This is a genomic window from Paenibacillus sp. G34, assembly GCF_056856875.1.
In genome coordinates, this window is the sequence record NZ_CM166469.1 from 2,524,162 (window position 1) to 2,539,406 (window position 15,245).

General features: G+C 46.2%; 15 protein-coding genes. All 15 read left to right on the forward strand.

Going from position 1 to position 15,245, the window contains the following annotated elements; translation table 11 throughout:
* Positions 1 to 65: 65 nt before the first annotated feature.
* The gene (locus AC1VYS_RS11510; protein WP_482914340.1) at positions 66 to 1,151 is read left to right on the forward strand and encodes a RodZ domain-containing protein; all 1,086 of its coding nucleotides are present in this window, start codon (positions 66 to 68) and stop codon (positions 1,149 to 1,151) included.
* 73 nt (positions 1,152 to 1,224) lie between these two features.
* Positions 1,225 to 1,389, forward strand: a complete 165-nt coding sequence (locus AC1VYS_RS11515; protein WP_434751633.1) for a hypothetical protein — start codon at positions 1,225 to 1,227, stop codon at positions 1,387 to 1,389.
* Positions 1,390 to 1,539: 150 nt separating this feature from the next.
* Positions 1,540 to 2,031 carry a YajQ family cyclic di-GMP-binding protein gene (locus AC1VYS_RS11520; protein ID WP_482914341.1) on the forward strand — a complete coding sequence of 164 codons (492 nt, stop codon included), beginning with the start codon at positions 1,540 to 1,542 and terminating at the stop codon, positions 2,029 to 2,031.
* A gap of 317 nt (positions 2,032 to 2,348) precedes the next feature.
* A complete protein-coding gene (gene pgsA / locus AC1VYS_RS11525; RefSeq protein WP_482914342.1) occupies positions 2,349 to 2,936 on the forward strand; it encodes a CDP-diacylglycerol--glycerol-3-phosphate 3-phosphatidyltransferase in 588 nt (195 codons plus the stop codon).
* A gap of 109 nt (positions 2,937 to 3,045) precedes the next feature.
* Positions 3,046 to 4,302, forward strand: coding sequence for a competence/damage-inducible protein A (locus AC1VYS_RS11530; protein ID WP_482914343.1), 1,257 nt, complete (start codon positions 3,046 to 3,048; stop codon positions 4,300 to 4,302).
* Between the two features lie 239 nt (positions 4,303 to 4,541).
* Entirely contained in the window at positions 4,542 to 5,606 is a 1,065-nt protein-coding gene (recA, locus tag AC1VYS_RS11535; RefSeq protein ID WP_482914344.1) for a recombinase RecA, read from the forward strand.
* 248 nt (positions 5,607 to 5,854) lie between these two features.
* Positions 5,855 to 6,619 (forward strand): regulatory protein RecX, encoded by a 765-nt coding sequence (locus tag AC1VYS_RS11540; protein WP_482934510.1) that lies wholly within the window; start codon positions 5,855 to 5,857, stop codon positions 6,617 to 6,619.
* 312 nt (positions 6,620 to 6,931) lie between these two features.
* Positions 6,932 to 8,476: a ribonuclease Y gene (gene rny, locus AC1VYS_RS11545; RefSeq protein ID WP_434751629.1), complete on the forward strand. Its 1,545-nt coding sequence runs from the start codon at positions 6,932 to 6,934 to the stop codon at positions 8,474 to 8,476.
* 80 nt (positions 8,477 to 8,556) lie between these two features.
* Positions 8,557 to 9,351, forward strand: a complete 795-nt coding sequence (locus AC1VYS_RS11550) for a TIGR00282 family metallophosphoesterase (protein WP_482914345.1) — start codon at positions 8,557 to 8,559, stop codon at positions 9,349 to 9,351.
* A 117-nt stretch (positions 9,352 to 9,468) separates the two neighbouring features.
* Positions 9,469 to 9,729: a stage V sporulation protein S gene (locus AC1VYS_RS11555; RefSeq protein ID WP_007430104.1), complete on the forward strand. Its 261-nt coding sequence runs from the start codon at positions 9,469 to 9,471 to the stop codon at positions 9,727 to 9,729.
* A gap of 119 nt (positions 9,730 to 9,848) precedes the next feature.
* On the forward strand, positions 9,849 to 10,856 hold the full coding sequence (locus tag AC1VYS_RS11560; protein ID WP_482914346.1) for a dipeptidase: 1,008 nt from the start codon (positions 9,849 to 9,851) through the stop codon (positions 10,854 to 10,856).
* Between the two features lie 211 nt (positions 10,857 to 11,067).
* Entirely contained in the window at positions 11,068 to 11,640 is a 573-nt protein-coding gene (pduL, locus tag AC1VYS_RS11565) for a phosphate propanoyltransferase (protein ID WP_445644926.1), read from the forward strand.
* Positions 11,641 to 11,956: 316 nt separating this feature from the next.
* Entirely contained in the window at positions 11,957 to 13,513 is a 1,557-nt protein-coding gene (gene miaB / locus AC1VYS_RS11570; RefSeq protein ID WP_482914347.1) for a tRNA (N6-isopentenyl adenosine(37)-C2)-methylthiotransferase MiaB, read from the forward strand.
* 622 nt (positions 13,514 to 14,135) lie between these two features.
* Positions 14,136 to 14,549, forward strand: a complete 414-nt coding sequence (locus tag AC1VYS_RS11575) for a YlbF/YmcA family competence regulator (protein ID WP_441930796.1) — start codon at positions 14,136 to 14,138, stop codon at positions 14,547 to 14,549.
* A 263-nt stretch (positions 14,550 to 14,812) separates the two neighbouring features.
* Positions 14,813 to 15,217, forward strand: a complete 405-nt coding sequence (locus tag AC1VYS_RS11580) for a PaaI family thioesterase (RefSeq protein WP_482914348.1) — start codon at positions 14,813 to 14,815, stop codon at positions 15,215 to 15,217.
* The last annotated feature ends 28 nt before the right edge of the window (positions 15,218 to 15,245 follow it).

The window sequence follows — 15,245 nt, forward strand, 5'->3', positions numbered from 1 at the left end:
GCTCCGTACGGCATCATGGAATAGATCAGCAACAACTGAAGAGATAAACATAAGGAGGAGATGGCATGTCTGAACTGGGTCAGCAGTTAAGAGAGGCCCGGCTGCAAAAAGGGATGAGTCTCGACGATGTACAGGAAATGACTAAAATTCGCAAGAGGTATTTGGAGGCTATAGAAGCAGGGGACTATAAAGTGCTGCCTGGTAGCTTCTATGTGCGTGCATTTATTAAAACCTATGCGGAAACAGTGGGACTGAATCCAGATGAGCTGCTGGAAGGACATAAAAAGGACGTACCCGCAGAGGCTACGGAAGCGACGATGGAGCCAGTGATCCAGAAGCGCTCCAACCGACCGGTGGAACGGAGTAATCGCTGGATGTCGGTTGCTCTAATGTGGACATTTCCTATTTTGATCTTCGTTCTTTTGTATATATATATGGCAAACAACAAGGGCGATGATACCAACCCACAAGGGCTGGATGAAACGAAAATCACAGACAGTCAGAAACCTGCTAATGACAAACCTGATCCGTCGTCCGACAACGGGCAAGCGGCGACACCGCCTGTAACGGATTCGGGGTCTAAGGATACCGGTAAAGGTGAGGCTGGTGGAAACGGTGGCGGTAGTGAAGCGAATGGTCAGACCGGTGAGCAAAATAACGGTCAAACCGATGGACAAACTGACGGACAGACGGATGGCCAAACAGGTGAGAACCAAGAGGAAGCACCGCCAAGCACACCTGGATCGGTTACAGTTTCAGAGGATGGAAAATCGGGCAATATCACAAACTTTAAAGTTAGCGGAAGCGCAGGTCAGCCTGTAACCGTAACGATCAAGGCGACAGGGAACAGCTGGCTTGAGGTATATAAAGGCGAGAATTCCAGCGGTGAGAAGCTCCAGTATGGTAATACAGCCGACGGTGACACGTTTACATTTACTTTGGATAGTACAGGAATGTACATTAAGTCCGGATATGCGGCAGCAACGACAATTGATGTTGGCGGTCAAGTCGTGACGGATGGCAAAGCAACCAACCGCATTCGTCTTAAACTGGACTCAGACAGCACAGCTTCTTCCACGGGAACTGAAGGAATGGCTGGGACAACGAACAGTGACTCCTCTGATGGCGGCGGAAGCACCAGCAACGAATAACCTGGTTGACTGCAGGGGACAATAAACTCGTCTTCAATTGCAGTCAACTTATGGTGAAGTGAGGTGGAAGGCCGTGACAGTCAGCTGGATCGTAACCGGTTTAGGGATCATTGTCAGCCTCCTGGGTTATTACCTGACTCCAAATGCCTGGGGCTACGGAATATTGGGCTTTGGACTTGCGCATATCGTACTCGGTGTGCTCGATATGTTCAGGCAGCCTGACCGTAGCCGGTATTAGAGGCAGTTGAACCAGCAAGCATTTTTGGTGACCAGAAGGTACACCAAAAATGCTTTTTTCTATGGGTAGGCATAGCTAAAATTAGACTTTTGCTTGAAGTTTACTCTATAATGTTACAGAACATATGATTAACTGAAAGGGTGACTCGGTTTGAGTTCAGAAAATTCATTTGATATTGTGTCCAAAATGGACTTGCAGGAATTGACCAATGCCGTTACACAAACGGAAAAGGAAATTGGTGCCCGTTATGATTTCAAGGGCAGCAAAAGCAGCCTGAAACTGGAAAAAGATGCTCTAACGATTGTGTCTGATGATGAGACCAAATTAAAAGCTGTTATTGAGGTTCTGCAATCCAAAATGGCAAAGCGTGGGCTTCCGCTGAAAAACATGGATTATGGTAAAGTAGAGCCGGCTTCTTCTGGTACGGTTCGCCAGCGTTTGAATTTCAAACAGGGAATTGATCAGGATGTCGCCAAAAAAATTAATATTCTCATTCGTGATTCCAAACTGAAGGTGAAGAGTCAGATTCAGGGCGATCAACTTCGGGTGACTGGAAAAAGCAAAAACGATCTGCAAGCCGTTATGCAATTGCTTAATGGAGCTAACTTGCCGCTGGATCTGCAATATACCAACTTTAAATAAGAATTTTTGGGCAACAATGTCCTTTTGACACTGTATTGGTACGTATATTATACTGAATGTGCATTGCTGGCAGTCATACATCAAGTCCAGTCTTCATCGTTTGCTGACTTTGTGAAAAGCAGTACACTTCTGGAAGTCACCGGAGCGTTTAAAAGCGGTTTTGCGTTTGAGCGGGAGACTTTATTTTTTGCGTTTCTACATAGGCTTTCTTGTAAATACAAGTCGACGGTTCAAACGTTCATTCTTTGCTTCAGATGATGAATACGGGATTAAGATGAATGTTTGAAGTAATGAAGGATACAAAGGGAGGGCGTCTTGTGAATTTACCCAACCGGATTACGCTTGCACGAATTTGCTTAATCCCTTTTTTGATGGTGTTCCTGCTGGTGGATTTTCCGTTTTATCCAGAGCCGTTGCATCTTGGAAGCTTTACGCTTCCGTATAATCAGTTAATTGCTGCTTTTATTTTTATCGTTGCTGCAAGCACGGATGGAATAGACGGCTATCTTGCAAGGAAAAACAACATGGTTACCAATCTGGGCAAACTGCTGGATCCTCTGGCAGACAAGCTGCTCGTTACCGCTGTTCTGATTTCACTGGTTCAAATGGGCAAGCTGGATTCATGGATTGCAGTCGTTATTATTAGCCGTGAATTTGCCGTGACCGGTCTACGCCAGATTGCTTTGCTGGACGGTTCGGTTGTTGCTGCGAGTGCTTGGGGCAAACTGAAGACGGTAGTGCAGATCGTAGCGATTGTTTTGATGCTGCTGAACAATTTTCCGTTCTCATACACAGGCATTCATGTTGATGAGATCGCGGTATGGGCAGCTGCTCTGATTACGATCTGGTCCGGAATTGACTACTTCATCAAAAACAAAAACTTGCTTCATTTATCAAAAGCGTAATGATTTATGCTGGAATGGGTAATGATGAAAGACTCATCGGGTCAAAGGGCAATAGGAATTTATCCTATTGCCCTTTGACTACTCAACATGTGCACAGGAGGAAGCTGGAATGAAGGCAGAGATTATCGCAGTTGGAACAGAACTGTTGCTTGGACAGATCGTAAATACGAATGCCAGATACCTTTCCCGAGAACTTGCTGCAATGGGGATCGACGTATATTTTCAGACGGTAGTTGGAGATAATCTGAATCGGCTTAGTGAAGCCATACGCATCGCGCAGGGACGCGCAGACATTATTTTATTTTCTGGCGGAATCGGTCCAACACAGGATGATCTGACCAAAGACGCGCTGGCTGCTGTACTCAACCGGAAGCTGCATATCGACCGCATGGCTATGGATAAAATCGAAGGTTTTTTCCGGGATCGTAATGTGGAGATGACGGAAAATAATCGTCGCCAAGCCATCGTCATTGAGGATGGAACTCCTCTGGCGAATGAAACGGGACTTGCTGCCGGCAACGCGATTGCGGATAACGAAAAATATTATATTGTGATGCCTGGTCCTCCAAAGGAACTGATTCCAATGTTTGAGCAGGAAGTAAAGCCTTGGTTGCTCCAGCATGCTCTTACAGAAGAAATGCCGATTTATTCACGTATGCTGAAATTCGCAGGCATTGGTGAATCCGCACTGGAAGATCGATTGCTTGATCTCATTGACGGGCAGACAGACCCTACAATCGCTCCTTACGCGAGTGAAGGGGAAGTGACTGTGCGTGTCTCTACCAAGGCTCCAAGCGAAGGAGAAGCCAAGCTGAAGCTGGATGCGATGGAGGTCCAGATCCGTGAACGTTTGTCTGAACACCTGTACGCTAACGAGGATGTGCCTATAGAGTACACGATTGTTACCATGATGTCTGATATGGGACTGACCTTGAGTGCAGCCGAAAGCTGCACAGGAGGGCTTGTTATGCAGAGCCTTACTTCCGTACCGGGAAGTGCATCCATGCTGAAAGGCGGCATCGTATGTTATTCCAATGAAATCAAAGAAAAACTGCTAAATGTGCCGCATAGTTACCTGGAGGGTGAAGATGCGCCAGGCGCAGTTAGTCCAGAGGTGGCAAAGGTTCTTGCTGAGCAAGTCCGTATGATCGGCGATGCTGATTTCGGTTTGGCTATAACCGGAGTAGCCGGTCCAGGGTATTCGGAACGTAAACCGCCTGGACTTGTATTTATTGCATTGGCTGAGCGTGGTAAAGATACTGAAATTCATGAACTCCGGATTAATGGTAATCGCGAAACGGTCCGCATTCGCTCGGCAAAAGCGATTCTGTATCGACTGTGGAAAAAATTGGTCGCTATTGATTGAGAGTTGCGTAACAGATTGCATTTGCATAATTGAGGAAGTATAATGAGTAGAGACGGAAGAACCGTAAAATGTGGCTTAAACAGCCTTGTTTACGGTTCTTTTTCTATTTTTTGTTTATTTTTGTGAGGAAGAGGCGCCTCGGCCTGAATAAAAAAACGAATGTATGTTCGAAAAAAAGCTTGGCAAACGAGTTAAAACAAGGTATCATTATATTATAAACAGTAAAGGGTGTGAGTTTATTGTCAGACCGTCGTGCTGCGCTTGATATGGCGCTCCGTCAAATAGAGAAGCAATTTGGTAAAGGTTCCATCATGAAACTGGGTGAGTCAACTCACATGAATGTGGAAATTATTCCCAGCGGATCTTTGGCTTTGGATATTGCATTAGGAACAGGCGGCTTGCCTAAAGGCCGTATTGTTGAAATATATGGACCTGAGTCTTCAGGTAAAACAACTGTGGCATTGCATGCCATTGCTGAAGTTCAACGTGTGGGTGGACAAGCAGCATTTATCGATGCCGAGCATGCGCTTGATCCGAATTATGCAAGCAAACTAGGCGTTAATATTGATGAATTGCTCTTGTCCCAACCGGATACAGGAGAGCAAGGATTGGAGATCGCCGAAGCTCTCGTACGAAGTGGTGCAGTAGACATCATTGTTATTGACTCTGTAGCAGCCCTTGTACCAAAAGCAGAGATTGAAGGGGAAATGGGTGATTCCCACGTAGGTTTGCAGGCTCGTTTGATGTCACAGGCACTTCGTAAATTGTCTGGTGCGATCAGCAAATCCAAAACAATTGCCATCTTCATCAACCAGCTTCGTGAGAAAGTTGGCGTTATGTTTGGTAACCCGGAAACAACACCAGGTGGTCGTGCGTTGAAGTTCTATTCAACAGTTCGTCTGGATGTTCGTCGTATTGAGAGCATCAAATCGGGTAATGACATTACGGGTAACCGTACCCGTATTAAAGTTGTGAAAAACAAAGTGGCACCTCCGTTCAAACAAGCAGAAGTTGATATCATGTACGGTGAAGGTATTTCCAGAGAAGGAAGTATCATTGATATCGGTACAGAGCTGGATATCGTCAACAAAAGTGGTGCCTGGTATTCTTACGAAGGCGAACGTTTAGGACAAGGTCGTGAGAACGCGAAGCAATTTATGAAAGAACATAAAGAAATTGCAGATACGATTGAGCAGAGAATTCGTGAAGCTAGCAATTTGACGACGGCGGTTCCTGCACCGACAAGTGAAGAGCAAGAAAAAGAAGCGGCTGAGGAACAGGAATTATTCGAGATTAATGAGTAATCTTTCTGTACGGGGAGAGGTCTTCCTTCTTCTGACCTGACATAAAACTTATATTAAGCGAGTACTGAGCTTATCTAGTTAAATAGGATTGGTTTCTCGCGATGCTAACAGCCTCTGTCCATTCCGGACAGAGGCTGTTAGCATCTATGCCATATATGACCTAAGCTATATCTGAATCATATTAAGAGTTGGCAAAGGGGAAGTACTTTTGAGCCAAAATACAATCCATTGGGAGCGTGAGTATCGTAGTGAAGCATCACCAAAATCAGTATGGATATGATACACATGATGAAGATTTGCATGAAGAAGCAGAATTAAACGGCATCTCTCAATTTCCAGACGATGAAGAACTTATTATAACCTTGGTGGAGCGAACTAAAAGTCGTGAAGCACGCTATCGGATTTCGTTTGGTAACTATTCTCTTACGGTTTTGGAAGATGTAATGATCAAGTATAGAATGACGCGTGGTAACATCTTTATGAAGAAAGATCTAGAGGAAATCATCGTTGCGGATGAACGGCAGAGGACGTACGTGCAGTCACTGCGTTTCTTGGAGTTTAAGCAGCGGACACGTCATGAATTGCGGCAAAAGCTAAAGCAAAAGGAGTTCGCGGCACCAATTATTGAAGAGGTCCTCGATCGGCTTGAGCAAGAAAAGCTTGTCGATGATGACCTGTTTGCCAAGGAATGGACAAGACAGCGTATGGAGGGGCAACGGAAGGGAAAACTGTGGATTAGACAAGAATTGCGTCAAAAAGGCATTACGAATGAACTTATTGCGGAGGTACTGGATGATGTGAGTGCAGATGCAGAATTCGACACCGCATTAACAGCTGGCCGTAAGAAGTGGAAACAAGTTCGAGGGGACGTGCAGGAGAAGAAACGTAAAACGTTCCCTTTCTTGATACGACGCGGTTTTAGCATGGATTTGGTGCGCCGGGTTGTGAATCGTTTAATAGAAGAGGATGGGGCAGAAGATGCCGAAGATGATGACGCATTGTTATGGGACTAGACGCGAAGACTAACAATACTGCATTCTCTTGACAATTTCTTTCGTCAAATACTAAAATGGACATGAGTCTGTTAAGAAAAGGACAACCCTTTTTCCTTCCAAAAAAGCGGTTTCGGTTTCTACAGATTTATACCATTCTTAATTATGGGTTCACTGGATACGGTGAATAGTACATGTAGTCATGTACATGTGAAATGAAAATCGGCGGGGGATCGCCGTGAGTATTCGTTATTCCCAAACATATGTAAAGTATGAAAACAGAAAAGTTGACCCAAGGAGTGCCTTGGAGGAACCAACGAGGAGGTGAACAGTATGGGCGAAATCGCTATCACGATCGTTCTCGTTGTGGCCGCGCTCGTTATTGGGTTCGGAGTCGGATATTTTATTCGCAAATCTCTTGCAGAGGCTAAAATCTCTAGTGCGGAACAAGCTGCCGTACAAATCGTGGAGAACGCGAAGAAAGAGGCAGAGGCACTGAAGAAAGAAACGGTGCTCGAAGCGAAGGACGAGATTCATCGCATTCGCGCCGAGGCTGAAAAGGACACTCGTGAACGTCGGAACGAAATTCAACGACAAGAGAGACGATTGTTGCAAAAAGAAGAGTCGCTGGATAAAAAATTGGAATCACTCGAACGTAAAGAAGAGCAAGTGGCTAACAAAGAGAAACGTATCGATGAAACACAGCAGCAGATCGAAATGATCTACAAAAACCAGGTGACGGAGCTTGAACGAATCTCCAATCTCACAATGGAAGACGCACGCAGTATCATACTGTCCAACGTAGAACAGGAAGTCCGTCATGAGACGGCTCAAATGATCAAGGACATTGAACAGCAAGCGAAGGAAGAGGCGGACAAAAAGTCCCGCGAGATCATTACACTCGCCATCCAACGCTGTGCGGCTGACCATGTAGCAGAGACAACGGTATCCGTTGTAACACTGCCTAATGAAGAAATGAAAGGCCGAATTATCGGTCGTGAAGGACGTAACATCCGTGCGCTTGAAACCCTTACCGGGATTGACCTCATTATCGATGATACGCCAGAAGCTGTTATTCTGTCGGGCTTTGACCCGATTCGTCGTGAAATTGCCCGCACTGCACTGGAGAAACTGGTGGCAGACGGACGGATTCACCCGGCGCGTATTGAAGAAATGGTGGAGAAATCACGTAAAGAAGTGGATGAGCGCATCCGTGAATACGGTGAGCAAGCTACCTTTGAAGTGGGCGTGCATGGTCTGCACCCGGATCTTATCAAGATTCTGGGCCGCCTGAAGTTCCGTACAAGCTACGGTCAGAACGTTCTGAAACATTCGATGGAAGTCGCTTATTTGGCAGGACTGATGGCTGGAGAACTTGGAGAAGACGTAACTTTGGCAAGACGTGCAGGTTTATTGCATGACATCGGTAAAGCGCTGGATCACGAAGTGGAAGGATCACACGTCGAAATTGGCGTGGAACTGGCGAAGAAGTACAAGGAACATCCAGTAGTTATCAACAGTATCGCTTCCCATCACGGGGACTGCGAAGCAACTTCGGTTATTGCGATGCTGGTGGGTGCAGCAGATGCGCTGTCCGCAGCACGTCCAGGTGCACGCCGCGAAACGCTGGAGACGTATATCAAGCGACTGGAGAAGTTGGAAGAGATTTCGGAATCCTTCGAAGGTGTAGAGAAATCATACGCCATTCAAGCTGGCCGCGAAGTTCGTGTCATGGTGCAGCCTGAGAAGATTGATGATGCCGAAGCTTTCCGCCTCGCACGTGACATTACGAAGATGATTGAGAATGAACTTGACTATCCAGGTCATATCAAAGTCACCGTGATCCGGGAAACCCGGGCGGTTGAATACGCAAAATAGAGCATTTTGGAAAAGTGGCCGCTTCAGTGGGCCACTTTTCCTGTTGATAAGCCATGTAGGAATTGAGGAGGCAACAAATCATGAAAGTTTTGTTTATTGGGGATATCGTAGGTAACGTAGGGCGTAAAGCGCTTAAAGAGAACTTGCCATACCTGAAATCGAAATATAAACCCCATGTGATCATTGTCAATGGTGAGAATGCTGCGGCAGGACGCGGGATTACAGGCGCGATTGCCAATGAGTTTTTTAACTGGGGTGTGCATGGCATTACGCTGGGCAACCATACTTGGGACAATAAGGATATTTTTGATTTTATAGATGATGAGCCACGCATGATCAGACCGGCAAACTTTCCACCAGGCACGCCTGGACGAGGTTATACTGTGGTTAAAGGAGAAGGTAAAGAACTTGCGATCGTGAATCTACAAGGCAGAACATTCTTGCCTGCTATTGATTGTCCGTTTCGTGCAGCGGATGAGATTGTGGATGAGCTACGTAGGGACTATAAGTGTATTCTTGTGGATATGCACGCGGAAGCAACGTCGGAGAAGATCGCTATGGGCTGGCATCTCGATGGACGAGCATCCTTCGTTGTAGGAACACATACCCACGTACAGAGCAACGATGAACGTATTCTGCCTGGGGGTACTGCGTACTTGACCGATGCAGGCATGGTCGGCCCACGTGACGGTATCCTTGGCATGGAGCGCGAAGCGGTGTTACGTAAGTTCTATACCCAACTTCCGGTTCGTTTTGTTGTAGATGATGGCAAATGGCACTTTCATGGTGTGATCGTGGATATTGACGAGTCTACAGGAGCAGCCACACGGATCGAGAAAATCCGTCTAATGGAAGACGAGTGGCGCATGGAATAGGGGCATTGTCCCATTTTGCCGTGAAACCCTGCTAAAAAGAAGGAATTTTTTTGCCTCCCGCGAATAACATCTAGTAAGTGGAAACAAACTTTCAACATTCCCAGGGAGGTACTTACCATGGATGTATTAAAAGTTTCAGCAAAGTCCAACCCTAACTCTGTAGCCGGCGCTCTTGCAGGAGTTCTTCGTGAACGTGGAAATGCTGAACTGCAGGCAATTGGAGCGGGAGCACTGAACCAAGCCATTAAAGCGGTAGCGATTGCCCGGGGATTTGTAGCACCAAGCGGAGTTGACCTGATTTGTATTCCAGCTTTTACAGACATAGTGATTGACGGTGAGGACCGAACGGCCATTAAGCTGATTGTGGAGCCCAGATAATACATGAATTAAGTTATGCATGAGCCTGTTTACGAATGAAGTAGACAGGTTTTTTTGCGTTATTTTTCAAATGAATTGGAGCGGAAATGTTTAATTATATGTTAACAGGAGGGGTATGAATGCCGAGAACAGGCCAGCGGATCGCTGATTTCCATTGTGATGCACTAAGCAAATTGCTGATGAAACCCGAACTTTCTTTTGAGAGTGTTCCCGAACTGGATGTCAATCTACAGCGTATGCAAGAAGGGGGTGTTCATCTACAGGCGTTTGCGATTTATTTGCCAGAAGTGCTCGGCCGAGGGAAGTTTGAACATGTGATGGGGCAACTGGAACTGTACCGTAAAAAGGTGGAACAGAGCGCACAGCGCTCCAGCGGGGTCAAGACACTGCTCTGGCGTGAACAGACAGTACAGTTGCAAAAGGAGGTGAAAACCTCTCCATGGGGGCTTATCACGCTGGAGGGCGTGGACGGACTGGAGGGCAACCTGTTTTATCTGGAATTGTGTTTTCAGATGGGGGTACGCATAGTTGGGCTTACGTGGAATCATGCCAACTGGGCAGCGGACGGTATTATGGAAAAGCGGGGGGCGGGTCTGACAGAGAAAGGCAAGGAACTGATACGTCTCTGCAATCGGATCGGGCTGCTGCTAGATGTATCTCATTTATCGGAAAAAGGCTTCTGGGAACTAGCCGATCTGAGTGAACGTCCCTTCATAGCCTCACATTCAAACAGCTATAGCGTATGTCCGCATGTACGTAACTTGAAGGATGACCAGATTCAGGCCATAGTTGCGAGAGATGGACGTATTGGCTTGACGTTTGTACCTTGGTTTGTTCGAGAAGAGGATGAAGTGCAAATAGAGGATTTGCTGCCACACATTGAACAAATCTGTGCGCTTGGCGGAGCTCATCATTTGATGATGGGGTCTGATTTTGACGGGATTTCGACGAAAGTTCAAGGTCTGGAACATGCGGGTTGTTACCCAAAACTGACGGAGATTTTGCTGAAGCACTACGACGAAGCTTTAGTGCAAGGCTGGTTATGGGGGAATGCGATGCGTTATCTCGGGGAACACTTGCCAGAGGGTAAACTGAAACAAGTGAGTGAATTCAAAGAACAAGGGTAGGAAGAAAAGTAAAAAAAGGCAGAAAGAAAGATGTAATAAATCTCACTTTTTCAAGATATGTGCTGTGAAATGCATAACATTCAGCAGAAATAAGTGTATTTCATGAATTTTCAATAGTTTGTTTTCATTTCATGATAAAAAGGAGTATAATACCACTTGGATTGTTAAGAGCCTGTCTATAGGCCATAGATAAACAAGGAGTGAATTTACGATGAGTAAAACAGTACCTGTGGGCGTATCTGCCCGTCACATTCATGTATCCCAAGAGCACGTTGACATTTTGTTCGGCAAAGGTTATGAACTGACTGAATTTAAACCTCTGTCCCAGCCCGGACAATATGCTGCAAACGAAACGGTAGCGGTGATTGGTTCGAAAGGGCAGTTTGATAAAGTGCGTATCCTCGGACCTGTTCGTCCAGAAACACAATTGGAAATCTCCATGACGGATTCTTTTGCAATCGGTGTAAAAGCACCTGTACGTGAATCCGGAAGCATCGAAGGCACACCAGGAATCACGATTAAAGGACCAGCTGGCGAAGTTACAATCGACAAAGGTGTAATCGTTGCGGCTCGTCATATCCACTTCCATACTTCCGATGCAGCAAACTGGGGCATTGAAGACAAACAAATGTTGAAAGTCCGTCTGGGTGGAGAGCGTGGCCTGGTACTCGAAAATGTACTGGCTCGTGTATCCGATTCTTTCGCACTGGATATGCACATCGATACAGATGAAGCAAATGCAGCAGGCGCTCGTAATGGCGACACCGCTGAAATCATCGATTAATAACCTTAAGCGGCCTTCAAGCGCAGCAGTAGCTGTTGAATGAAGGTTATATATAAGGGTAGGACACCTGAGTACACTGGCAAAGCCAGTCCATTTGGACTGTGTGAGTCAGAGTGCTCAGGTTTTTTTGTGAGAAAGACGGAGTTGAACGGCGGAATCCATTCGAAAGCGGGCGTGTTTGCTTGTGGAACTACAGCCCAATTCATGTTATAATTTGCTGTAATGCTCTTTTGAAGCATGAAGAACCAAACGTGCGTATTTCAAGATGAAATGAATGTTTTTTATGAATAGAGGCTGTAAGGAGTGACCGAAGGAAATGGCTAAAGACTCAAAAAAGGATTACTCCCAATATTTTGATTTCTCCGATGCCAAAGTAATTTCGCAAGATGAATTCAGCAAAAAGATTAGAATTCGCGGACGCGAGATTAATATCAAAGCGGAACCGAACCATCGTCAGGAGAAACAAAGGGGCAAAGAGGATATACAGGTTCTGTATGAAACTGCAGTTCCCGATGAACTGAAAACGATCGGAAAAGGCAAGCATTATATCGTATACACCTATGGATGTCAGATGAATGAACATGACTCCGAAACGATCAAAGGTCTGCTGGAAACGATGGGTTATGAAGCTACAGAAGATCGTAAAGCTGCGGATCTCATTCTACTTAACACTTGTGCGATTCGTGAAAATGCGGAAGACAAGGTATTTGGCGAACTGGGCCATCTGAAAACGCTGAAGCTGGAAAACCCAGGCTTATTGCTTGGAGTATGCGGATGTATGTCTCAGGAAGAGGGCGTCGTTAACCGAATTATGCAGAAGCATGGTTTCGTCGACATGATCTTTGGTACCCACAATGTACACCGTCTGCCACACCTGATTCAGGAAGCCCTCTTCAGTAAAGAGATGGTTGTTGAAGTATGGTCCAAGGAAGGCGACATCATTGAGAACCTGCCGAAGAAACGGGAAGGCATGCGCGGCTGGGTAAACATTATGTATGGCTGCGACAAATTCTGTACATATTGCATTGTGCCGTTTACCCGGGGGAAAGAACGCAGTCGTCGTCCAGAGGACGTGATTGCAGAAGTGCGAGAACTGGCTAGGCAGGGATTCAAGGAAATTACACTGCTAGGGCAGAATGTGAATGCGTATGGTAAGGACTTTACGGACCTGAAGTACACTTTTGGTGACTTGATGGATGATATTCGCAAAATAGACATACCGCGCGTACGCTTTACGACAAGCCACCCGCGCGACTTCGATGATCATCTGATCGAGGTACTCGCTAAAGGTGGCAATCTCGTAGAGCATATCCATCTACCAGTGCAATCGGGTAGTACGGAAGTGCTCAAACGTATGAGCCGTAAGTATACGCGGGAACACTATCTGAATCTGGCGGCGAAGATTAAAGCTGCGATCCCAGACGTGGTTCTGACAACGGATTTCATTGTGGGATTCCCTGGTGAAACAGATGAGCAGTTTGAAGATACACTTTCACTGGTGCGCGAAGTCGGTTATGATTTTGCCTATACGTACATCTACTCTCCGCGTGAAGGCACACCTGCAGCGGTGATGGAAGATAATGTACCGATGGAAGTGAAAAAAGAACGTCTGAAACGCCTAAACGAAACGGTGAACGAGTACAGCCAGCGCAGTAACGAGCAGCAACGTGGCAAGATTGTTGAAGTGCTCGTCGAAGGCGAGAGTAAACGCAACTCGACCGTTCTGGCTGGGCGTACTCGCAGCAATAAGTTGGTGCATTTTGAAGGGTCTAAAGAACTGATCGGTACGTTTGTACAAGTAGAAATTACCGATCCGATGACGTTTTATATTCGCGGCAACTTGCTTACGGAGCCGGTAGCCGCAAATCAGTAGAGGCTACTCGTGCCTTACTATTACAACAACTCACCTAACAAGATGAGATTTTTGTTTTCAATACCAACATCCCTAATTAAGATGAATATTCTTTTGTACTTAGGTCAGGGGTGCGGCGAGACGTAGCGAAGGGGGCGGAATCGATTCTGAAGAAGCGAAGCGCTCGCCTTTATCTCCGGATTTTCCCCTTTGAGAAGGGGATCGAAAAAATCTGGAGATAACAGCGATCGAAAGAACGATCCGAACCCGGAGCGTCCACTCAAGCCTTACTATTACAACAACTCACCTAACAAGATGAGATTTTTGTTTTCAATACCAACATCCCTAATTAAGATGAATATTCTTTTGTACTTAGGTCAGGGGTGCGGCGAGACGTAGCGAAGGGGGCGGAATCGATTCTGAAGAAGCGAAGCGCTCGCCTTTATCTCCGGATTTTCCCCTTTGAGAAGGGGATCGAAAAAATCCGGAGATAACAGCAATCGAAAGAACGATCCGAACCTGGAGCGTCCACTCGAGCACCGCTCTTTGACCTAAGTGCAATCCCAATATTCATCTTATATCATCTCATACGAATGGAGCGATCACAGTGGCGCAGGAAGAAGTGCAGTACAACCATTACGGAATGCCAACCTACGATACGCGCAATCTGATCATACGCGACGACATTATGGGAAAGGCCAAAGAACTGGCAGATATGCTCGGTACGAGCGAAGAAGTGAAACAGTTTCAACAGGCGGAAGCCAAGATCCGAGATCATGAGCGCATTCAGCAATTGATTGCAACGATTAAGAAGAAGCAGAAGGAAATCGTTGCTTTTGAAAGCTTTAACAATAGCGCAATGGTCAGTAAAATCGAACAGGAAATTGATGATTTGCAAAACGAACTGGACAGCATTCCGCTCGTCACGGAGTTCCAGCAGAGTCAAAGTGACATCAATTATTTGCTTCAACTGGTCATATCGGTTATTCGGGATACAGTATCCGACAAAGTCAATGTCGAAGCAGGAACGGATTCACCTCCGACCAGCTGCGGTTAAATGAACGGAAGGGTGCGGACGCAGTCCGCGCCTTTTTGACATGATGAAAACATACCGAATGGAGCGGCAAGTGCCTGACTCATGAAAAACATGTTAAAGGCCGTGCTCCACGATGTGGGGTTATTTGGTTTGGGTAGCCCAGGTAAGTGCACGTGCATACAGTGATATGTGAAAACAATATGTGAAAACGTTAAAAAGGCATTAATGATAAACGACATCCAGAGTGATTTAGACAACATGTAGAATAGAAGGAGAAATGAAACATGAGTATATTGGACAAAATGGTGGAAGACGGCGATGGCCGGTTCTGGGGATTTCTCGGATGCCGCTATTTAAAGGGCAGCAATCAAGAAGTTCAAATTGCGCTGACAGCGGGTGAACACCATACCAACTCGATGGGCATCATTCATGGCGGTGTGCTTACATCACTGATGGATCAGGCGATGGGCATGGTCGCGGCAGCTGCGATGGAGGTCGATAGTTGTGTCACCACAAACCTGAATGTGCATTTTCTTGCGCCAATGAGACAAGGGGAACTAATTGTAACGTCTACTGTGCTTCATCAGGCCGGGCGAAGCATCACAACCCAGGCCGAGGTTCGCGACGCAGCGGGAACGCTGGGTTGTATGGCTACAGCTACATTCCGCATAGCGAAATCGAGAGCTTGAAGATAGGAATTGGAATCCACGGTTGACA